Origin of the sequence: Vibrio sp. (assembly GCF_047973365.1) — a bacterium.
In the GTDB taxonomy this organism is placed as follows: Bacteria; Pseudomonadota; Gammaproteobacteria; order Enterobacterales; family Vibrionaceae; genus Vibrio.
On record NZ_JBKEBW010000131.1, the window covers coordinates 14852 to 35127 of the forward strand.

The 20276-nt window shown below is 43.1% G+C and carries 19 protein-coding genes; 7 read left to right on the forward strand and 12 right to left on the reverse strand.

All coding sequences use genetic code 11. From position 1 onward, the window contains the following. Window positions 1-81: 81 nt before the first annotated feature. Window positions 82-798 (reverse strand): DUF554 domain-containing protein, encoded by a 717-nt coding sequence (locus ACK5MF_RS16235; protein ID WP_416923612.1) that lies wholly within the window; start codon window positions 796-798, stop codon window positions 82-84. Window positions 799-940: 142 nt separating this feature from the next. On the opposite strand from ACK5MF_RS16235, the gene ACK5MF_RS16240 reads away from it, so the two are divergent. From ACK5MF_RS16240 to ACK5MF_RS16250, 3 genes are all read left to right on the forward strand, one after another. Beyond that, window positions 941-1843, forward strand: a complete 903-nt coding sequence (locus ACK5MF_RS16240) for a LysR family transcriptional regulator (RefSeq protein WP_416923613.1) — start codon at window positions 941-943, stop codon at window positions 1841-1843. A gap of 176 nt (window positions 1844-2019) precedes the next feature. Further along, a complete protein-coding gene (locus tag ACK5MF_RS16245) occupies window positions 2020-3615 on the forward strand; it encodes an ABC-F family ATPase (RefSeq protein ID WP_416923614.1) in 1596 nt (531 codons plus the stop codon). A 26-nt stretch (window positions 3616-3641) separates the two neighbouring features. Continuing rightward, window positions 3642-4658 carry a lipoate--protein ligase gene (locus ACK5MF_RS16250; RefSeq protein ID WP_416923615.1) on the forward strand — a complete coding sequence of 339 codons (1017 nt, stop codon included), beginning with the start codon at window positions 3642-3644 and terminating at the stop codon, window positions 4656-4658. 173 nt (window positions 4659-4831) lie between these two features. On the opposite strand, the gene ACK5MF_RS16255 is transcribed toward ACK5MF_RS16250, so the two are convergent. From ACK5MF_RS16255 to ACK5MF_RS16270, 4 genes are all read right to left on the reverse strand, one after another. Next, a complete protein-coding gene (locus ACK5MF_RS16255) occupies window positions 4832-5773 on the reverse strand; it encodes a Gfo/Idh/MocA family protein (protein ID WP_416923616.1) in 942 nt (313 codons plus the stop codon). Window positions 5774-5902: 129 nt separating this feature from the next. Then, a complete protein-coding gene (locus ACK5MF_RS16260; protein WP_416923617.1) occupies window positions 5903-6433 on the reverse strand; it encodes an MltR family transcriptional regulator in 531 nt (176 codons plus the stop codon). Window positions 6434-6564: 131 nt separating this feature from the next. Then, window positions 6565-7710, reverse strand: a complete 1146-nt coding sequence (locus tag ACK5MF_RS16265) for a mannitol-1-phosphate 5-dehydrogenase (protein WP_416923618.1) — start codon at window positions 7708-7710, stop codon at window positions 6565-6567. A 91-nt stretch (window positions 7711-7801) separates the two neighbouring features. Continuing rightward, window positions 7802-9691: a PTS mannitol transporter subunit IICBA gene (locus ACK5MF_RS16270; RefSeq protein ID WP_416923655.1), complete on the reverse strand. Its 1890-nt coding sequence runs from the start codon at window positions 9689-9691 to the stop codon at window positions 7802-7804. Window positions 9692-10388: 697 nt separating this feature from the next. On the opposite strand from ACK5MF_RS16270, the gene ACK5MF_RS16275 reads away from it, so the two are divergent. Further along, complete coding sequence (locus ACK5MF_RS16275) at window positions 10389-11336, forward strand: M23 family metallopeptidase (RefSeq protein ID WP_416923619.1); 948 nt, start codon at window positions 10389-10391, stop codon at window positions 11334-11336. An 8-nt stretch (window positions 11337-11344) separates the two neighbouring features. After that, window positions 11345-11710 (forward strand): bactofilin family protein, encoded by a 366-nt coding sequence (locus ACK5MF_RS16280; protein ID WP_416923620.1) that lies wholly within the window; start codon window positions 11345-11347, stop codon window positions 11708-11710. 243 nt (window positions 11711-11953) lie between these two features. Here the strand turns inward: ACK5MF_RS16280 and sstT are convergent, their stop codons facing one another. The 6 genes from sstT to ACK5MF_RS16310 form a co-directional block, all read right to left on the reverse strand. Beyond that, window positions 11954-13174 carry a serine/threonine transporter SstT gene (sstT, locus tag ACK5MF_RS16285; RefSeq protein ID WP_416923621.1) on the reverse strand — a complete coding sequence of 407 codons (1221 nt, stop codon included), beginning with the start codon at window positions 13172-13174 and terminating at the stop codon, window positions 11954-11956. A gap of 232 nt (window positions 13175-13406) precedes the next feature. Then, complete coding sequence (gene rsgA / locus ACK5MF_RS16290) at window positions 13407-14465, reverse strand: ribosome small subunit-dependent GTPase A (RefSeq protein ID WP_416923622.1); 1059 nt, start codon at window positions 14463-14465, stop codon at window positions 13407-13409. A 298-nt stretch (window positions 14466-14763) separates the two neighbouring features. Beyond that, entirely contained in the window at window positions 14764-15213 is a 450-nt protein-coding gene (locus ACK5MF_RS16295; protein WP_416923623.1) for a copper chaperone PCu(A)C, read from the reverse strand. A gap of 4 nt (window positions 15214-15217) precedes the next feature. Beyond that, window positions 15218-15820, reverse strand: a complete 603-nt coding sequence (locus tag ACK5MF_RS16300) for an SCO family protein (protein ID WP_416923624.1) — start codon at window positions 15818-15820, stop codon at window positions 15218-15220. After that, window positions 15817-16245: a hypothetical protein gene (locus ACK5MF_RS16305; protein WP_416923625.1), complete on the reverse strand. Its 429-nt coding sequence runs from the start codon at window positions 16243-16245 to the stop codon at window positions 15817-15819. Before ACK5MF_RS16305 ends, ACK5MF_RS16300 begins: the two co-directional genes overlap by 4 nt. Window positions 16246-16555: 310 nt before the next feature. Then, window positions 16556-17476 (reverse strand): DUF368 domain-containing protein, encoded by a 921-nt coding sequence (locus tag ACK5MF_RS16310; protein WP_416923626.1) that lies wholly within the window; start codon window positions 17474-17476, stop codon window positions 16556-16558. Window positions 17477-17765: 289 nt separating this feature from the next. On the opposite strand from ACK5MF_RS16310, the gene ACK5MF_RS16315 reads away from it, so the two are divergent. After that, window positions 17766-18044, forward strand: a complete 279-nt coding sequence (locus ACK5MF_RS16315; RefSeq protein WP_416923627.1) for a GNAT family N-acetyltransferase — start codon at window positions 17766-17768, stop codon at window positions 18042-18044. On the opposite strand, the gene ACK5MF_RS16320 is transcribed toward ACK5MF_RS16315, so the two are convergent. Next, complete coding sequence (locus ACK5MF_RS16320; protein ID WP_416923628.1) at window positions 18033-18998, reverse strand: endonuclease/exonuclease/phosphatase family protein; 966 nt, start codon at window positions 18996-18998, stop codon at window positions 18033-18035. The genes ACK5MF_RS16315 and ACK5MF_RS16320 overlap by 12 nt on opposite strands. A gap of 97 nt (window positions 18999-19095) precedes the next feature. Between ACK5MF_RS16320 and ACK5MF_RS16325 the strand changes: the two genes are divergently transcribed. After that, window positions 19096-20271, forward strand: coding sequence for an MFS transporter (locus ACK5MF_RS16325; RefSeq protein WP_416923629.1), 1176 nt, complete (start codon window positions 19096-19098; stop codon window positions 20269-20271). The last annotated feature ends 5 nt before the right edge of the window (window positions 20272-20276 follow it).

The following is a 20276-nucleotide window of genomic DNA, read 5'->3' on the forward strand; positions in this document are numbered from 1 at the left end:
ATCAGCATAAAAGAGCCTTTTCGCACCGTCTTTGATATAAACCAACTTAGATAAAATAATTGGCTAGCCTAGGGCGCTTAGCTACATAAAGTGGCGCCACAAATAGGTAAATGGAACCACCAAGAACAGCGCCGGTAAGAAGTTTACCACCGCAAAATTCATGATCTTGGCAATACGAAGACCAACTGCCAGCATGATGATACCGCCAATTGCTGAGAAATTGGCATAAACCTGCGCATCCATATAAGGCATGATCGATTTCGCCACTAAAAATAGCGCGACTTGAACGGCAAATTGCACAACGGCAATCAACACAATACTGGGACCTAATGTAATGGCAAATATCATCGCTGTGACGAAATCCATCAGGGATTTCACTACCAGTAGCTGATAATCACCGTTCAAACCTTCGGTCATGGCACCAATCACGCCCAAACCACTGGCACCAAATAGTACAATCAGGGCGGTAAACTGCATGGTGAAATCGAGTTTGGTTAATCCTCTGGGCAGCGGCAGAAAGCGTTCAAATTTGCTTTGAATATAGGTCGCGGCTTTGCCAATACCTGTTTCAAGAAAAATGAGTTCACCCAACGCTGTGCCAAGAATAAATGTCATGACGACGACAGTGACATCGTGCACCTTAATTATCATGGTGATACCAATCGCTATAGACGAGAGCGCAAAGGTAGCGGGTAAACCTTTTTCGAGCCTTTTCGGAATGTATTTCGCTAAAGATGCGCCAATGATTCCGCCTAATATAATCGCACAACTGTTCAACACAGGACCGACTATCATCATTCATACTCCTATCGGTACATGTTGATATTAATTGTCTTGTTTGTTTTTAAGCAACTGGCTGCGAGTATGAATGATTGATGTAGTTGAATAAACATGGTATCAGTCAATAGATTGTTGCACATATCGAACATATGGAGAGCGAATGGACAGACTGAAATCAATGGAAGTGTTTGTTGCTGTGGTCGATGAGAAAAGTTTGACTGCTGCCGCATCCAAGCTGGATATCTCTCGTTCTATGGCGACACGCCACATCAATGCATTGGAACAAGACTTGGGCGTTAAGCTTTTGTATCGCTCAACTCGTAATCTGGTTCTGACCTCCAATGGCGAAGAATTAGTGCCTTTCTGCCGTGAGATCTTAAAGCAGACTGAAATGCTTTATCACATGGCGCAACACCAACAAAGTACGCTGGAAGGCAAAATTGCGCTAGCGAGCAGTATCTCTTTTGGGCAACTCTACTTGGCGCAAAGTGTGGAACGTTTTTTAGAGCTGCATCCTAATGTTTCTATTGAGCTACATATTTTTGATAAACCGGTTGATGCGATTAAAGAGGGGATTGATATCGCTATCGAAGGCGGGAACCGACTTCCTGAGCAACTGGTTGGTCGCAAACTGGCGGATTTTCCATCGGTGATTTGTACCACACCAGAATACATCAACACGCATGAGCCAATTCGTGAGCCGCAAGATCTGACTCATCACAATTGTCTGGTGCACAAGAAGCTTGGGCAAGTGTGGAGTTTTACCGATAAAGGCAACGCTAGAAATGCACTCAGTGTGAAAGTTAAAAGTAATTACACCGTCAATGACACCACCATTTTACTAAAAGCGACCTTGAGTAGTCGCGGTTTATGCTGCCTTCCTGTGCCAGATGTTCGCGATTATATTGAGTCTGGCTTGCTCACAACCGTGCTGGATGAGTATCACGTCAATCAATTTGGCATCTGGGCTCTTTATGCTTCAAGACACTATCAACCGAAGTTACACAAAGCCTTTTTGGACTTTCTGGTTGAGGATCTTAAACACGCTTCCAGAGGTGTTTAATCTGTACAGATAGAGGACATTTATCCTCATTCTGTTGCTAATCATTCGTTTAAGTCAGGAAAAACAAATGCCCCTGATTGGGGGTGATGTCTGTCACAAAAGCTGCTACTATTGCCATAGTTTGAAAAGTTGGTGCTGAGCCAACTTTTTTCTTGTTTATTACTTAGGAATTTCACGTGCTAACAACTGCAAACATCACCATGCAATTTGGCGATAAGCCATTATTTGAAAATATCTCGATCAAATTCGGTAATGGCAACCGTTACGGCCTTATTGGGGCGAATGGTTGTGGTAAATCTACTTTCATGAAGATCTTAGGTGGTGAACTTGAACCATCCGCAGGCAACGTTTCTGTCGATCCTAACGAGCGTATGGCGAAACTGGGTCAGGATCAGTTCGCGTTCGAAAAATACACTGTGGTTGATACCGTGATTATGGGCCACAAAGAACTGTGGGCAGTGAAAGAAGAGCGTGACCGTATCTACGCACTGCCTGAAATGTCTGATGAAGACGGTATGCGTGTTGGCGACCTCGAAACGGAATTCGCTGAGATGGACGGTTATTCGGCTGAGGCTCGAGCGGGTGAGTTGCTGTTAGGTCTGGGTATTCCTGAAGAACAACACTTTGGTCTGATGAGCGAAATTGCTCCGGGTCTAAAGCTCCGTGTGCTATTGGCTCAAGTTCTGTTTGCTGAACCAGAAATCATGCTACTAGACGAACCAACCAACAACCTGGATATGCATACAATTGCTTGGTTGGAGCAAATTCTGTTAGCGCGTAACTGCACCATGATCATCATTTCGCACGACCGTCACTTCCTAAATACCGTATGTACTCATATGGCTGATCTGGACTACGGAGAACTGCGCTTATTCCACGGTAATTACGATGAATACATGATCGCAGCGGAACAAGCGCGTGATCGTCTGCATGCAGATAATGCGAAGAAGAAAGCTCAAATGGCTGAGCTGCAAACCTTCGTAAGCCGCTTCTCTGCAAACGCATCAAAAGCAAAACAAGCAACGTCTCGTCAGAAACAACTCGACAAAATCCAACTTGAAGAAGTGAAACCTTCAAGCCGTCAAAACCCGTTCATCCGTTTTGAACAGGAAAAAGAGTTGTTCCGTAACGCGCTAGAAGTGACTGACCTAAAACAGGGCTACGGTGACAACATCCTGATCAACGGTGTTAACCTAATGGTTGAAGTGGGTGAGCGTATTGCAATCATCGGTGAGAACGGTATCGGTAAATCAACCTTCCTTAACACGCTTGCAGGTGCAATGACGCAAATGGAAGGCGTGATTAAGTGGTCTAAAAACAGCAACATTGGTTACTATGCTCAGGATCATGCTCATGACTTCGAACAAGACATGAACCTGCTTGACTGGATGGGGCAATGGAAAAAAGACGGCGACGATGAACAGACTGTTCGCGGCATTCTCGGTCGTATGCTGTTCTCTCAAAATGACATCAAGAAATCAGTCAAAGTGATTTCTGGTGGTGAGCAAGGTCGTATGTTGTTTGGTAAGTTGATTATGCAAAAACCAAACATCCTGCTAATGGATGAACCGACTAACCACATGGATATGGAATCGATAGAGTCTTTGAACTTGGCGCTAGAAAACTATAAAGGTACATTGATGTTTGTTTCTCATGACCGTCAATTCGTATCCTCTATCGCTACCCGTATCATTGAAATTAGTAAAGATGGCGTCAATGACTTCCACGGTACTTATGATGAGTACTTGGCGAAACAAGGTTTAATCGGTTAATTATCCGTTGTAAGGAACAGCATTCGATGAGTAAGACCCGTATTCTAATTTCAGATTCCACTAATCCTTGGTTTAATCTAGCCGTCGAAGATACGATTTTTCGTTCTATGCCTGCTGACCAAAGGGTGCTGTTTCTATGGCGTAATGCCGATACTGTGGTGATTGGTCGCGCACAGAACCCATGGCGTGAGTGCAAGACAGAGCGTATGGAACAAGATGGCGTGAAGCTCGCTCGTCGTCAAACTGGCGGCGGAGCGGTGTTCCATGATTTGGGCAATACCAACTTTACCTTCATGGCGGCTAAACCCGAATATGACAAAGAAATCTCAACCAATATCGTGTTAGCAGCTCTGGCGAAGCTGGGAATCAACGGCATGGCAAATGGTCGTAACGATTTGGTGATTGAAGACGAAGCTGGAATTAAGAAGTTCTCAGGCTCGGCTTACCGCGAAACCTTAGACCGGGGTTTTCATCATGGTACTTTGCTTTTGAGTGCAGATTTAAATCGCTTAGCGGATTATCTCAATCCAGATGAGAAGAAACTGCAAGCTAAAGGGATCACGTCGGTAAAATCTCGCGTGATCAACTTAGATACGGTGAAGCCAGATATTAATCATGACCAAGTGTGTGAAGCGATTATCGAAGCGTATTCAGAACATTATGGTGAGTCAGTTAGCGCTGAATGGATTTCACCAGAGAATTTCCACGACCTACCAACATTCAGTGATAAGTTCGCGCTACAACAAAGCTGGGACTGGAACTTTGGACAAACGCCGCCATTTACTCATCGCATGGATGAACGTTTTACCTGGGGTGGGGTAGATGTGTATCTTGATGTGGAAAAAGGAACCATTCTTGAAGCGAAAATCTTCAGTGATATGTTAGATCCTTATCCAATGGAACTATTAGCGCAGAAGTTATCCAACCTCTCATACAGCAGAGCAAACATTGAACCGTGTATCACATCACTCGCACTGGAAATGCCTCACTATTCAGAACTGCTAACCGAGTTCAAGCAGTGGTTTATTAACCAAATCGATTAACTTGCTCATTAGCTTGAAAAACAAAACTGGACCAACGGTAGGAGGCTCAGTTTTTTTCTTTGTTATACTCTTCCTACTTGAAGCTGCAGCGGTGTTGACTGCGCTCGCTCACCCCAATCACATAGTTTATCTATGCTCATGGGGATTCGCTCACTTGTCGCCTACCTGCAACTTCAAGTAGTTTGAGTATAGATGGTTTCCTGAATTTTAGTGCAGATCGCTTCGGCTAGCTGGTGGCTGGCAAGATTACGTTCAATCACTGAAGTTGAAAGGATTCCTTGCTCTACCACGTTTAGCCAATCTTTGATCATATGAGCAAAGCCTTTGCTGTCTAGCATAGGTGTCCAGTCTTTTAGCGTCAGTGTGCTTTGCTGATTGTTGGCCCAGTGATAGCCTGAGACAAAAGAATCAAACTCATAGGCCTCATTGACGAGGTGAGCCTGTACCCGCTCACCCGTGATGCCATATTGACGGTTCATAGAAGCATGCAGCATAACTTCACCGCTTTGCCATTGCACGTCAACACGAGCGAGTTGATTGCCTGACATTTGATGAGTGACGTAGACATCATTGAGGTCGGCTTTAGCAAACAGGTTAACGCTGTCCAATGGGTGAATGAAATCGTCGAAGATGAACGTTCGGATATCACCGGTTAGGTTGTAACGATGCTTCTCCCAACGAAGTGCGCGTAGGTTTGCCAAGCAACCTTGCTGTAAACCTGGCAAATGTTGGTTAAAGAGCGGGATATGGCGGCGATTAAAACCTACGTACAACGGTTGGTTGTGTTTTTGTGCCAAGTCATAGAGTGTTTCACACGCTTGTGCGCTATCTGCGAGAGGTTTATCAACGAAAGTTGGGATACCGTGGCTGAGAAAGAAACTGGCTATTTCGGGATGAATGGTTGTCGCTGCGTGAACCATTACGGCATCGATGCCGAAAGAAAGCAGCTCTTTGTAATCACGACAGGTTTGTGAGACTCGGTATTGTTTTGCAAGTGCCGCCAGGGATTGTTCATTACGAGTACAGAATACCAGTTCCACATCAGGAAGTGACGTAATCACGGGGAGATAGGCTTTTTGTGCGATGCCGCCCAGACCAATAATACCGATTTTCATTGCAGGTTCTCTTTTAGCAAATAATAGTTAATACGCTAACAATAGTTAACAGGCTAACATGCTGATGAAAAAACGGTAGTGTCATGAATTAAAAATGGGAATATGAGAGCACTAACTTTATGAGATGATTTAAAAAGGGCTCTCTTTGTTGAGGTCATTACATATATCAATGATTGCTAGCGATAAACCAGATTTGATCATTTGCTGCTGACGTTGAAGCTGCAAGTGATAGAAGTCCAGGTCGATATCTAAGTCGGGATCGATGGAATCAAAAGGCACCATGCCAGATTTCTTAACAAGGTTAAGCTCTTTGATTTGAGCCACGATATTGGGATCAGTAAAGGTGTACTCAGAACCGTCTTTGTTTAACTGGTTACGAATTTTGATAAAGCACTCAATATCATGGTATACATCATCAGCAACAACGCCTAACCCGTAAAGCAGTTTGAGTCTGACAGAGCGGTTTCCTAATGGACCGGTATCGTGCAGCAGAGGTCCCACCACAGATTGAACTGCGAAATTATCTTTACGAAAAATTCTTTCCATCAGGTCGGTTATGGCGTCACTGAATATCTCTACGGCAGCAATGAAATAACCACGAACGGATGAAGCATCATTTAGCCGTTCTAATATTTCAGTTTCGTTAATTGTGTTTACCATATAATGTTCTAATCGAATTTGGGGCTAGAGGGTCGAAAGTCAACCCTCTAAAGTGGTTGCTTTATTTACCGTTCATTTCCTCTTCAGAACTTGTCCTCTTTAGAACCTGTCTTTTATAGAACTTGTCTTTTTTAGAACTGACGGTATAAAGCTTCAATTTGTTGTATTTCTTTGCTGTCCTCATTCAAGCCAGTGTAATGCGCGAGTGTCTTTTTCACGCCAACTTCTTGAAGAGAAGCTTGCAGTTCTACTGCTTGCGGGTCACTGTCATTGGTGTATTTCAATGCGGCCGCAACGCCTTTTAGTAGAGTGCCATTTGCTACCTTGTACTCAATAGTACCGAGCAAAGGTTTAATAAGTCGATCATTTGGCCCCAATTTTCTGATTGGTTGACGACCAACGCGATCCACTTCATCTACGAGGAACGGATTTGCAAAACGTCCTAGGATCTTTTCGATGTAGGCTGCGTGTTTTTCTCTTTCAAACCCGTAGCGATTAATCAGTACTTCACCGCTTTCTTCCATCGCTTGTTTCACTTCGCTACGAATAGCTGGGTCTTCGATGGCTTCGCGGATAGTTTTATGACCTGCAATGTTACCCAAATACGCTGTCACACAGTGCCCAGTATTTAAGGTAAATAGTTTGCGCTCGACAAAAGCCATCAGGTTATCGGTACATTCCATACCTGGAATATTTGGGATCTCACCTTTAAATTGAGTCTTGTCGACAATCCACTCGCTGAAGGTTTCTACTGTTACCGCTAGCGGATCCGTTTCCCCTCCTTCTGCTGGAGGAACGATGCGGTCAACCGCTGAGTCAACAAAACCAACCAACTGTTCTACTTGTGGCTTCACATCATCGGCAAGAAGTTCGAAAACGGCTTCTTTTAGTTGAGTGGTACCACGCACCATGTTTTCACAGGCGATAATATTTAGAGGCGAAGTCTTACCGCTCTTGACTCTTTTTTCAAGCCCTTGAGCTAATGTTTTTGCAATGATTTTTAAAACTGTAGGACCGACCGCAGTAGTGATGAGATCAGACTCTGCGATACAATCAACAACTGTAGGATCAGTTGAATTGATCGCGGTGACACCGGTTACAATTTCAGTAACGCAATCAGCGCCTACAACTTTAACTGGGTATTCTTTGCGTGTAATCAGTTCGTTTACAACAACCTGATTGACGTCGGTGAATGTAACGTGAATGTTTGCGTCAGCGAGTAACTTACCAATAAATCCGCGGCCAATATTGCCGGCACCAAAATGCAACGCTTTCATAACATACCTTCCAAAAATTCAAATTTAAAACAAGGCCAGTCGGGGGAGACCGGCCTTAAGTTCATCGTGTAGGAGCATGACCTAAAATGTTTTAGCCATTTAATATACGAAGAACATCACCAGAGTTAGTTGTGGTCTTCAAGCACTCGATAGCTTCTTCGTCATCGAGCGAATTGGTGATAGCCGTGATAACTTGAATATGTTCATCGCCTTGCGCAGCAATACCGATAACGAGTTTCGCCACATCATCTTCGTCTTCACCCCACTGAACACCTTCAGGGAATTGGCAGAAAACGATGCCAGTTTTCTTAACGTATTGCTTGGTTTCGATCGTTCCATGAGGAACCGCGATGGACTCACCCAGATAGGTAGACACCAATTGCTCTCTCGCTAGCATGCCTTCGACATACTCAGGTGCTACATAGCCTAGTTTTACAAGTTGTTCACCAGCAAACTTGATCACTTCTTCTTTGCTTTTTGGAGTCAAGCTTAAGAAGATGTTTTCATTGGAAAGCTTTAGTGGTTTATCTTCACTAGAGACAGTGTTTGCTGGTGTTTCAGGCTTTTTTAGTGCGCCCTCTTTAGCCGCGGTAAGTTCTGCCACCAAGTTGTCGTACAGAGCGTTATCAAGGAAGTTTGATAGCGAAATGTGCTTAGCGTTAGCAGCATGTTTACGTGCACGGTCAGTAAGATCGCGGTGAGTAACAACGATATCTACATCATTTGGCAGGTTGTTAATTGCTAGGTTTGTTACTTCAATATCTAGATTAGCAGCATCAACTTTCTTACGTAGCAGGCTCGCACCCATAGCGCTTGAACCCATACCTGCATCACAAGCTACGATGATTTTACGAACGCTGCTCATGTCGATATTTGTAGCAACAGTTTGACCTTTAGAAGACGCTTTCATGTCTTGCATTTGGCTAGTTGCTTGCTCTAGCGAATCGTCATCTTCGGATGTTTGTTTTTGAGTTTTCATCAGTAGTGAAGCAACGAAGAATGAAACCGCTGCTGAACAGATTACTGACAGGATAACGCCAACGAATGCTGATTTTGGTGTCATCAATAGTACAGCGAAGATAGAGCCTGGAGATGCTGGAGATACAAGACCTGATTCAAACATCACGTTAGTGAATACACCAGTCATACCACCTGCGATTACTGCGATGATTAGACGTGGGTTCATTAGTACGTATGGGAAGTAGATCTCGTGGATACCACCTAGGAAGTGGATAATTGAAGCACCCGCTGCTGATTGCTTAGCACTGCCTTTACCAAAGACCATGTAAGCGATAAGTAGACCTAGACCAGGACCTGGGTTAGCTTCGATTAAGAAGAAGATAGATTTACCTAGCTCCTCAGATTGCTGAATACCAAGTGGTGAGAAGATACCATGGTTAATCGCATTGTTAAGGAATAGGATTTTCGCAGGTTCAACAAAAAGTGAAGTTAAAGGTAGCAGACCTGATTCAACTAAAGTGTTTACACCAGCAGCCAGAGCAGTAGAAAGAACTTTTACCGCAGGGCCGATAATCAAATACGCAATGATTGCGCAGATCATACCGATAATACCAGCAGAGAAGTTGTTGACTAGCATTTCGAAACCGCTCTTCACTTTACCGTGAACAGCTTGGTCGAATTTTTTGATAGCAAGAGCGCCAAGCGGACCTGCAATCATTGCACCCATGAACATTGGAATGTCAGTACCAACAATGACACCCATAGTGGTGACTGCACCAACTACAGCGCCACGATCACCTGCCACCATTTTACCACCGGTGTAACCGATAAGTAGCGGTAGCAAGTAAGTGATCATCGGACCAACCATGCTGGATAGCGTTTCATTTGGAATCCAACCCGTTGGAATAAATAGTGCGGTAATAAACCCCCAAGCGATAAACGCGCCGATATTCGGCATTACCATATTGGAAAGGAATCGGCCAAAATTCTGTACCTTGACCTTTGCTTCTGGTGATAACATAAGTGTACCCCGTTTGATGTTCTGATTAATTTTGTTGTAGTAACGGTTCGCCAAAACCGCAGATTGAATAACACTCAATAAATTTACCACATAATTTCTAATTGGCTCTGAGAACGGGGTTTTTGTGATCTAATTCTCATATTAAATACCTTTCAAATAATTTCTTTGTGACCTTTCTCATTGTTCTACTATGTAATTTTGTTACAAAACGCGATTAACTACATTGTCAATAAATAGTTTATGATCAATGTCACGAATTAGATTAAAAATCATTTTTAAAAATATAGATCAAAGTCACAATTCTATTAAATTAAATCTTAGGGTAGAAATTAAAGGAGATAAATCTCACACTTATTGATTTATTTTATTTATTGAAATAAATAATGGAATTGTTATTGGGATATTTGTAATTTAGATACAGAAAATTATCCTGGATAAAATGTGAGCAATAATGGGGGAAGTGTGTTTTTATAACACGTCAGAAGATGACTATCGAATTGGCATGTTTTTAGTAAAGAAATCGGCTGGGATGCAGACCAGTAACAGCGCAAAGATTGGCGTTGGATGTTTGCTTCATGGGCGGAAAAAATAGCGAGAAGTGTGAATTGGCAATAAGTACTTACAGCAAATAGTTTAGTCAGTGGCATTTCCTTGCTAGAATTCCGCCACTTTCGATATGGGTAACGGATATTAGTTAATGAAAGAAAGCGTCATAGTTTCCGTTTCGTCAATCAATGGAACGCGGCACTTACATGTAGGAAAGCTGTATCGATACTGCTTAAAAGGTATAGGATATCTGTTGTTTGCCAGTATTCTAGCAACAGGTGCGTTTATATATAAACTGGTTAATGACGCATACTTTGCTCGATTAAAGCAGCTTGAATTGGAAAATAAATCTTTAACACTAGCAGAGGAAGTGACTTCCCTTAAGAGTTTGAAAGAAAACTTAGAGGGCGATTTACTGGAACGAGAAGAAAAAATTCAGCTTGTTTCAGATAAGCTTGGTGACTTAGAGAAAGTGCTTGGAATGGGAGAGACATCTTCTGAATTGGAGTCTCGTTTAGATACGGCTGCAATTACATCATCGGTTCGAATGGTGATGTTGACTCAAATTCCAAGCGGTTCTCCTGTACAAAAAGGACGAATCTCGTCTAGTTATGGTAAAAGAGTTCATCCGGTTACTGGAAAAGCAACGTTTCATCGAGGTCAAGATTTCGCAGTAAATATTGGCACTCCAATTTATGCACCTGCAGATGGTGTTGTAGAGATCACTCGTAAAAGTGATCAAGGGTCAGGAAACTTCCTGCGTTTATTACATATGCATGGGTTCAGCAGTTCATTTTCACACTTACAGAAGTTCGCGGTAAAAAGTGGTGACTTCGTTCAACAGGGTGATTTGATCGGGTACTCTGGCAACAGTGGTCTTTCGTCAGGGCCACATTTACATTATGAAATTCGATTCGTCGGTCGGTCGTTAGACCCTAAGCCTTTTGTTCATTGGGGAATAAATAACTTTGAGACGATATTTAGTGAGGTTAAAGGTATTCGATGGGAATCTTTGGTAAATCAGGTCGAGCTAAGAGTCAGCACTCAGCTACCACTCTCATTGCAAAGGGCTGCTCAATCACCGGAAAATTCCGGGTAGAAAGCAATATGCAAGTGGATGGTGCTGTTGAGGGTGAGATTCACGTTGATAAAACCTTAATCGTTAGCGAGTCCGGACGTACAAGTGGTGAGATATTCGCTAAACACCTTGTCATCAATGGTGAGTTTGTAGGAACTTGTCATGCGGAGAAGATTGAAATTCTTAGCCGCGGAAAGGTTAGTGGCACTATCTATAGTGACGACCTGAGTATTGAACAAGGTGGACGTTTCAATGGCGTTACGCATCCGGGTGAAAACAATACTGATAATAAGTCTGTGGTTGAATTAGCCGATAAAGTCAAAGAAGTGAAAGCTCATGAAACGAAGGTACAAGAGGTGCAACCCCAAGACGCTAAAGTTTCTGTGAAGAAGTAATCTTTGAAGTAATATGTAGAGTTAAAAAATCCGCCCAAGAGGCGGATTTTTTATTAGCCAATTATACCATCCTAGAAAACTTTCTGATCAGTGAATGGGTGTCGATAAGCAAACCCGCCGAGCCATGGATGGCTCGGCGGAGCCCCATGGAAGGGTCTATGCGTGTTTGTGTTCGACACTCATTCGCTGTTCCACCGATGTTCAATCTGATCATATTTTTACCTAGGTAGTATTATTAATCGTTTATTTCTGAGATTTCTTATGTTCAGCTTTGCAAACGGCGGCTGTGAACACAACGTCCGTCGAGCTGTTTAGTGCAGTTTCTGCCGAATCTTGAATAACACCGATAATGAAGCCCACTGCGACTACTTGCATTGCAACGTCGTTCGAAATACCAAACAAACCACAAGCTAATGGAATAAGCAGTAGAGAACCGCCTGCAACACCTGACGCGCCACAAGCAGAGATAGCCGCAACAACACTCAATAACACTGCGGTTAATAGGTCAACTTCAATACCTAAAGTGTTTACAGCCGCAAGTGTTAGTACTGTGATTGTGATAGCTGCACCAGCCATGTTGATCGTTGCACCTAGAGGAATTGATACAGAGTAAGTATTCTCATCCAGTTCTAGTTTCTCACAAAGTGCCATGTTTACTGGGATGTTGGCCGCGCTTGAACGGGTGAAGAACGCAGTCATGCCACTTTCACGTAAACATTGTAGAACTAGAGGATATGGGTTTTCGCCAATCTTTACATAGACAATCAAAGGGTTAACGATTAGAGCAATGAATATCATCGCACCTAATAACACTGCAAGAAGCTGAGCGTAACCCACCAGAGCACCAAAACCAGTGGTGGCAAACGTAGATGCGACAAGACCAAAGATACCGAATGGTGCTAGGCGAATAATGAAACGTACGATTTGAGAAACGCCATGGCTGAGATCTTCAAACACCGCTTTTGTTGTTGCTGAAGCGTGATGAAGTGCCAGACCTAAACCAACCCCCCAAGCAAGAATGCCAATGTAGTTTGCTGACATTAGCGCATTTACTGGGTTATCAACCAATTTAAATAATAGTGTGTTCAGTACTTCAGTTATACCTTGTGGAGGTGTTGCACCTTCAGCTCCTGCAACAAGTGTCAAAGTTGTTGGGAACATGAAGCTCAGTACAACGGCTGTTAGAGCTGCGGTAAATGTTCCTAGCAGATATAGAACTACGATAGGGCGCATGTATGTGTGATGGTTTTTCTTTTGGTTAGCAATAGAGGCTGCAACCAAAATGAAAACAAGCACTGGTGCTACGGCTTTTAGAGCTCCGACAAAGAGGTTACCAAGTAAGCCGACACTTTGAGCAGAATCTGGTGAAACAGTCGCCACGATAGCACCTAAAACGATACCAACGAGGATCTGAAGCACCAAATTGCCTCGAGCGAATCGGGCAAAAATGTTGTTGCTTTGCATAATTATCCCTGCAATGAATAAATAGTTTGAATTGTAATGTATACAGCAGTACTCGCTGTAGAGAGGTATATTAACTTCGCAGGACAATGTGTCTAGGTTTTATTTATCGTTAGAATAATATTTAATAGAGATGTTGAAATTCGACACATTTTTAATGAAATGTTGCGCATTTGTAGCTGGTTTTTTGGGTGAAAATAAAGGGTGATATTTCACCCTTTGCTAATGTGTTGGATTAATATCCTTGTTCCCTAGATTGTTTCTCCTTCATCACGCTTTTCACGTGCTTATGGAAATCTTTCTCTTTGGAACGCCTTTCTGCAATGGATTCACGGTTTCGAGCTTGCTCAGTAAGCAGTTTGCGATAGTTGCGCAGTCTTCTTTCATCAAGCTCTTCGTTTTCTATTGCCTGCAAAACCGCACAGCCTGGTTCGCTGACATGCTTACAATCACTAAAGCGACATTTGTCCGCCAATTTGGTTACGTCGGCGAAGACTTCTTCAATGCCTTGTTCGCAGTCGGAGATCTGGATTTCACGCATTCCCGGAGTATCAAGCAGCAAAGCGCCTGAAGGCATTGGAAGAAGAGAGCGAGACGTGGTTGTGTGGCGGCCTTTGCTGTCGTGTTCACGAATGCCAGCCGTTTCCTGAGCCTCACTGCCCAGTAATGTATTCACTAAGGTAGATTTACCCACACCGGAAGAGCCCATCACCGCAATAGTTTTACCAATTTTGCACCACGCTTTTAAGCGATGACAGCTATCGCCAGAAAGCGCGTTAATCGATTCCACATTCAGCATTGGGTTTAGCGCTTGAACTTGCTGCTTTTTATCATCAGCATCGTCACATAAATCAGCTTTAGTTAACACAACCACTGGCTCGACTTGTGCTTCTTTGGCGAGTGCCAAATAGCGTTCAATGCGACTTAAATTAAAGTCATAATTGAGTGAGCAGACAATAAATACCGTATCCACATTGGAAGCGATGAGTTGCTCGTAAGACTTAATGCCAGCCGCTTTTCTGCTAAAGAGAGATTGACGTTCCAGTAGCTTAATAAACTGGTTAGTTTCCCGTTCTAGCAATATCCAATCGCCCACCGTCATGGATGGTAGCTTGGCATGGATATCTAGGTGAAGCTCGCCATTTTCTGTCCAACAGATATAGCCAGTACGGTGATGCTCACTGATACGAGCGGGCATTGCCGTGTCTAATTCATCCCAGCTAAGTTGTTGCTGGTAAACAGGTCGCCATCCTAATTGTGGCAAAGAAAGTGATAAGGTTTCGTTTAAACTCATTTGGTTACCCCAGACACGCGTAGGTACGCTGTCTTATAACGCAATTAAATATGACTAGGGCCGAATAAAGGTGTGACCCCGGTTAAGCAAACACCGGGCAAATCGAAGGAAAGAAAAGGTTGAAAATTAAGCTTTCTTCTCTGAACTTGCGCGGTGGGTACGGAATACAATCATTAAAATCTCCTAATGTTCTCTAGTTAAAAATCATGCAAATAATAGCAGAAGAGGCGGGAATACCCACCTCTTTTTTAATGTTTTAGCTTTAACACTTCTAAACGCTCGAAGCTGAAATATGGAATTAATGATGGTCCATTTTCATGCCGCTCATGACTTTTTTAACTGGTGCTTTAAAGGTCAGTTGTTCCCCATTTTTGAATGTCACCTGAACTTCGACCTCTTCGCCCTCAGATAATGGCTTAGGTAGGGTGAACAACATAATGTGGAAACTGCCCGGTTTTAATTCCAACTTGCCTTTAGCTGGTACTTTAAATTCGGTGACTTGACGCATTTTCATTACATCACCTTCTGTGATGACATCATGTAACTCTACCTTTCCTGCTGCATTAGTCGTCGCTGAAACAATGTATCGGTCTGTGTCGCTTCTGTTGACGATTTCGCCAAATACCGCACTGGTGACGGCAGTTGGTGGTGTCGCTCTGGCATATGGGCTATGAACCATGACGTCCATTTTGGCATAAGCTAACGGGCTTGATAATAAGATTAATAATAACAGTAGTTTACCTTTCATTATTTTATCCTTTTGGTGGCTGAGTGACTTGGTTTATGGCTTCCACTATCGGCGCAGGATTCTGCGTATGTGGTACTTTAGTTATAAGAGTGCCGTCGGGCTTCAAAAAATAGAAATAGGAGCTATGGTCAAGCGTGTACTTGAGCTCGGAATTTGGTAAGTCTGTTTTACGGAAGATAACGCCGTATCGATTTGCCAGAGCAGTCGTGACATCTAACGGTGCTGATAGTCCCTCTATCATGGCATGGAAGTAATGTGCATAGGTTGCCGATGAGTCCGCATCATCACGTTCTGGATCGAGTGAAACAAATATTGGTCGTAATAGCGTCTTCGTTTCGTCATCAATTTGATTTAAAGCACCAGACAGCATAGCGAGAGATGTTGGACAAACATCTGGGCAGCGAGTAAAGCCAAAATAGATGATACGAATACGACTGTCTGTTGTATCAAAGATATTCACTGCTTGATTTTTTTCGCCGTATAGAATCACGTTAGAAGAAGATGAAGTCGCTTCTTGTTGTAGGGTTTTCTGAGCGTCTAAATAGCTCTTAGTACCAAAACCCAGTACAAAAGCCACGATTAAAACTAAAGACCAATTTTTATTCATCGTTCCATCCTTAATGCTGGGAGAACGGTTGTGTTGCCGTTGGAAAGTTGTCCTACCCATGTCATCGAATCACTGGTGCAGACAGGTAATATGATGTCTGCTTCATATTTGCCTGAGTCGATCTTCTTAAGCACATATTTCACCGTACCCATATCCATTTCAACACCTTGCAGGCTTAAAACTAACTGGTTGGATTCACTGTTTGGCCAAGAAACAGTAAGGCGATTAGCGACTAACGGATGTAAGGTATCTTGTGCTAACGACATCGAAACATTTTGCTGTGTGCAAGGGATGCTCGAAAGAACACAATATTGTGCTAAATCGATATTCTTTTCGTTACCAGAAAAAAAATTGATGAGATCGCTTGCAAAAAAACCAGCAAGAAGTGCGGCAAGTGTGACGAAAAGTCTTAAAGCTGAACGCATTTTCTTACACTCGACGAGGAAAGGTGTGCGCATCCTAGCACAAACTCAGATTAACGTTAGGAAAAATAGGGGAAAATGTGCAAGGGTTCAAGTAAACATAAGGCGCTTATCCCCTTCCTACTTGAAGCTGCAGCGGTGTTGTCTGCGTTCGTTCACCCCAATCTCATAGTTATCTATGCTCATGGGGATTCACTCACTTGCCGCCTACCTGCAACTTCGGTAGTTTGGGTATATCCGCGCCGAGGATTATCAATTGCAAGAGTCATTGAGTTCTCAAGCAATTGAATGCATGAATAATGGAATATATGAGTTATACATCGTGTTTTTCAGCGTATTTTTCCAGTCCTAATACTAATGCAATGGCACACAGCATAAAGATCACGGCAACAACCAACTGAGAGGATTGGGAGGTAATCGCTTCGAATTCAAAAGGCGTTAGGTTGTGTTGGACTAAAGGTACCTGTTCACCATGCGAGTTGGTGCGCCAAGAGACGGTTTCTTTCCACGGCCAGATCTTCGGTAACGTACCGAGCATGAGACCAGTCAGGAACATCAGCGTTACTTGACGAAAATGCTTAAGCAACCACGAAAGAAGATGGGAGAAAGTTAATAGTCCCAGTACACATCCAACAACGAATAACAGCAGGATATCGATCTGTGCGCTTTTCACTGCACCTAGTATTGTTGCGTACATACCGATAAGTAATAGGATAAAACTGCCCGAAATACCGGGAAGTATCATGGCGCAAATGGCTATGGCACCAGCGATGATGATGTTGATGCTACTTGGTTCCATGTTCAGGGGCTTTAAAATCGTGATGCTGTAAGCGAACGCGATGCCAAAAACTAAGCATACCCATCGGGATAAAGTCTTGTACTCCACTTGTTTGAGCATATGGAAGACTGATACGAGTATTAAACCGAAGAAGAAGGACCACGTTGGGATTGGATGCGTCACCAATGCCCAAGATATCAATTTTGCTAGTGTAGCAATACTGATTAATATCCCTGCAAACAATGAAATGAGGAAAAAGCCGTTGATATAACGGAATACGGCAGCAAATCCTTCACGTCGCCATATACCAATAATACTTGGGTTTACGCGTCGAATGCTTTCTAACAAGGTGTCGTAAATGCCGGTAATGAAAGCGATGGTACCACCAGAAACACCGGGAACAACATCCGCCGCACCCATCGCTATTCCTTTGATAAATGTACTAAAGTAGTTCATTTCAAACCTTAAAATAAGAATACTGCTCAGCAGTATAGCGAAATTCGCTGTTACATGATCATATTATTATCTGGCGTAGTATACCCTTCCTACTTGAAGCTGTAGCGCTTTATGTTTTGGTATGGGGTCTACGTTCGTTCACCCCAATCACGCATGATAATCTGTGGTCATGGGGATTCACTCACTTGCCGCCTACCTGCAACTCCAAGTAGTTTGGGTATATTATGTATGGAAAGTTTGTTTCGTCAGGCTTATACCGTAAGACTTAACTATTATTTTGGACATAAACATGAAACATGCAGTCATTTATGACAAAGAGAACGAATGCTTCCGAGTACATCTAGAAGGTGATCATTATGCGCTTGTCCGATATCAATTTTTCGATAAAGCGATGCATATAACGTCAACTAAAGTACCGGAAATTCTTCAGGGTAAAGGTTATGGCAAAATCATGATGGAGAGTGTGTTACCTATGATTGAGCTGCAAGGATTCAAAATTGTGCCAGTTTGCAGCTACGTAAAACACTATTTAGACAGACATCCTGAGTGGCAACACTTAACAGCGTAGCTCTAGAGTGACACATACAAAGGCATGATCGCTGGCAAACTTGTCGAGTTCGAAGTCGGGGTTCACTAAGTGTTGATCCTCAACATGAAAATCGCTCACTTGGGCTATGTTGTGATCGGTTTCTAATCCGAAGTCGCTTGAAAGCAAGATGTAATCAAGAACTTGTCCTGATGCTCCCGTATAATGAGTTGGCTTGCGTTGGGCTTGGCCACTGTGACAATACAGTTCCCAACTATCAATAAGCTGATAAGGTAAAAGTGGCAAGTAAGACTCTGGTTGGCGAAAACGATGGGTAGAGCGTAGACATGCAAATTCTTGGTTATCCAGAAACTGATTAAAATCGCCCATTAAAACGACCGGGTGATGGGTGCTTCGTTTTCTGTTCATGATTGCGCGATGTAACAAAGTGGCTTCAAACCCACGTTGTACCGTAGAAAGCCAGTTGCCGTAGGTTTCTTGTTGCCATGCTTCGAAAACGCTGGAGTTTTCTTCTTTGTTCTCTAGCGTTGGTCTTTGTGATTTAAAGTGAACGACATAGATATCTAACTTGCCGAGCATTGGGTGGTTTATCGTCGCCCTCAAAGGTTTTCGATAGAAACTAAACGGCTGTTCTGCGTTGAGTTCAGTCACTTGAATTGCTGCTACATCTGTCAGCTCATAACGCGAAGCAATACCGACCACGGGATGGGTATATATATACTCGTCAGAAACTTTGGGATGGTCGACAACGGCGAAATATTGGTAGCCCAGTTTTCGTAACTGAACTTCGAGTTCATTTACACTGAATATTTCCTGGAAGCCGATAACATCAGCATCTAATCGCGACAGTTTTCTATCTAGCCACTGTTGCTTTTTATTCCATTCAGTCACTTGGTAAATGTTATTGAATTCATAAAAGGCGTTTGGCGGAGCAAGGTAGTTGAATAAGTTTGCTGTAGCAAAACGAATCTGCATCAGTCGTTGCTCCTATTTTAAATTTCAACAGTTTAGTTACAGTTAAAGCAGGATTGGTTACACTAAGAAAATGATAAAAAGGATGATAATACTTTTAATGAACACTAAAAACTGGCGCAGTCCACAAAACTTCCTCATGATTATTTCGGCCATTGTGCCGATTGCTTTTGCCAGTTGGATGGCACTGCTGAATAACTTCGTGATTGAAAAAGCAAATTTCAACGGCGCTGATATCGGCTTGCTGCAAAGTGTACGCGAAATCCCAGGCTTTCTCGCTTTCACTGCCGTGTTTGTATTGCTATTTATTCGTGAACAGCGTTTTATGTTGATTGCACTGATGATGCTGACTCTAGGTACCGCGATTACAGGACTGTTTCCTTCACTTACAGGCTTGCTACTGACAACGTTATTGATGTCTTCAGGCTTTCACTATTTTGAAACGCTGAAACAATCACTGTCACTGCAATGGCTGAGTAAAGATGAAGCGCCAGAGATGCTTGGCAAGATGATCTCTATCGGTGCTCTTGCATCACTGCTTACCTACAGTGCATTGTGGATCATGTTGGAACAACTGCATTTGAGCTATAAATGGGTGTATGGCATTACCGGTGGTCTGGCACTGGCTTTAGTCATTATTGCTGCTGTGGTTTTCCCTGAGTTTAAATCCGCTACCCCGCAAAATAAGAAACTGGTACTACGTAAGCGTTACTGGCTTTACTACGCTTTGACTTTTATGAGTGGCGCCCGTCGTCAAATATTTACTGTGTTTGCGGGCTTCTTGATGGTTGAAAAATTTGGCTATACTGCCGCAGATATTACACTACTTTTTTTGATTAACTATGTATTTAACTTCCTGTTTGCTAAACGAATTGGTCGTTTTATTGGTGTGGTTGGTGAACGCAAAGCGTTAATCGTTGAGTATGTTGGCTTGATTGGTGTTTTCGTGGGCTATGCATTGGTGACAGATGCTCACTGGGCAGCGGGGCTCTATGTTGTTGACCACTTATTCTTTGCATTAGCACTGGCAGTGAAAACCTATTTCCAGAAAATTGCAGACCCAGCCGATATGGCATCCACAGCGGGTGTGGCATTTACCATCAACCACATCGCAGCGGTCATTATTCCAGTCAGTTTTGGCTTGCTATGGTTAGTCTCTCCATCTGCTGTTTTTTATATCGGAGCAGGCATGGCGTGTGTTTCACTACTGTTGTCGTTGAATATTCCAAGACAGCCGGAAGAAGGTAATGAAGTTCGGGTACTGCGCTGGGCTTAATAAGA

What these genes read in the sequence shown, in the direction of transcription:
- ACK5MF_RS16235 (WP_416923612.1), bottom strand. Translation starts at nt 798, where the DNA reads ATGATGATAGTCGGTCCTGTGTTGAACAGTTGTGCGATTATATTAGGC.
- ACK5MF_RS16240 (WP_416923613.1), top strand. Translation starts at nt 941, where the DNA reads ATGGACAGACTGAAATCAATGGAAGTGTTTGTTGCTGTGGTCGATGAG.
- ACK5MF_RS16250 (WP_416923615.1), top strand. Translation starts at nt 3,642, where the DNA reads ATGAGTAAGACCCGTATTCTAATTTCAGATTCCACTAATCCTTGGTTT.
- ACK5MF_RS16255 (WP_416923616.1), bottom strand. Translation starts at nt 5,773, where the DNA reads ATGAAAATCGGTATTATTGGTCTGGGCGGCATCGCACAAAAAGCCTAT.
- ACK5MF_RS16260 (WP_416923617.1), bottom strand. Translation starts at nt 6,433, where the DNA reads ATGGTAAACACAATTAACGAAACTGAAATATTAGAACGGCTAAATGAT.
- ACK5MF_RS16265 (WP_416923618.1), bottom strand. Translation starts at nt 7,710, where the DNA reads ATGAAAGCGTTGCATTTTGGTGCCGGCAATATTGGCCGCGGATTTATT.
- ACK5MF_RS16270 (WP_416923655.1), bottom strand. Translation starts at nt 9,691, where the DNA reads ATGTTATCACCAGAAGCAAAGGTCAAGGTACAGAATTTTGGCCGATTC.
- ACK5MF_RS16275 (WP_416923619.1), top strand. Translation starts at nt 10,389, where the DNA reads ATGAAAGAAAGCGTCATAGTTTCCGTTTCGTCAATCAATGGAACGCGG.
- ACK5MF_RS16280 (WP_416923620.1), top strand. Translation starts at nt 11,345, where the DNA reads ATGCAAGTGGATGGTGCTGTTGAGGGTGAGATTCACGTTGATAAAACC.
- sstT (WP_416923621.1), bottom strand. Translation starts at nt 13,174, where the DNA reads ATGCAAAGCAACAACATTTTTGCCCGATTCGCTCGAGGCAATTTGGTG.
- rsgA (WP_416923622.1), bottom strand. Translation starts at nt 14,465, where the DNA reads ATGAGTTTAAACGAAACCTTATCACTTTCTTTGCCACAATTAGGATGG.
- ACK5MF_RS16295 (WP_416923623.1), bottom strand. Translation starts at nt 15,213, where the DNA reads ATGAAAGGTAAACTACTGTTATTATTAATCTTATTATCAAGCCCGTTA.
- ACK5MF_RS16300 (WP_416923624.1), bottom strand. Translation starts at nt 15,820, where the DNA reads ATGAATAAAAATTGGTCTTTAGTTTTAATCGTGGCTTTTGTACTGGGT.
- ACK5MF_RS16305 (WP_416923625.1), bottom strand. Translation starts at nt 16,245, where the DNA reads ATGCGTTCAGCTTTAAGACTTTTCGTCACACTTGCCGCACTTCTTGCT.
- ACK5MF_RS16310 (WP_416923626.1), bottom strand. Translation starts at nt 17,476, where the DNA reads ATGAACTACTTTAGTACATTTATCAAAGGAATAGCGATGGGTGCGGCG.
- ACK5MF_RS16315 (WP_416923627.1), top strand. Translation starts at nt 17,766, where the DNA reads ATGAAACATGCAGTCATTTATGACAAAGAGAACGAATGCTTCCGAGTA.
- ACK5MF_RS16320 (WP_416923628.1), bottom strand. Translation starts at nt 18,998, where the DNA reads ATGCAGATTCGTTTTGCTACAGCAAACTTATTCAACTACCTTGCTCCG.
- ACK5MF_RS16325 (WP_416923629.1), top strand. Translation starts at nt 19,096, where the DNA reads ATGAACACTAAAAACTGGCGCAGTCCACAAAACTTCCTCATGATTATT.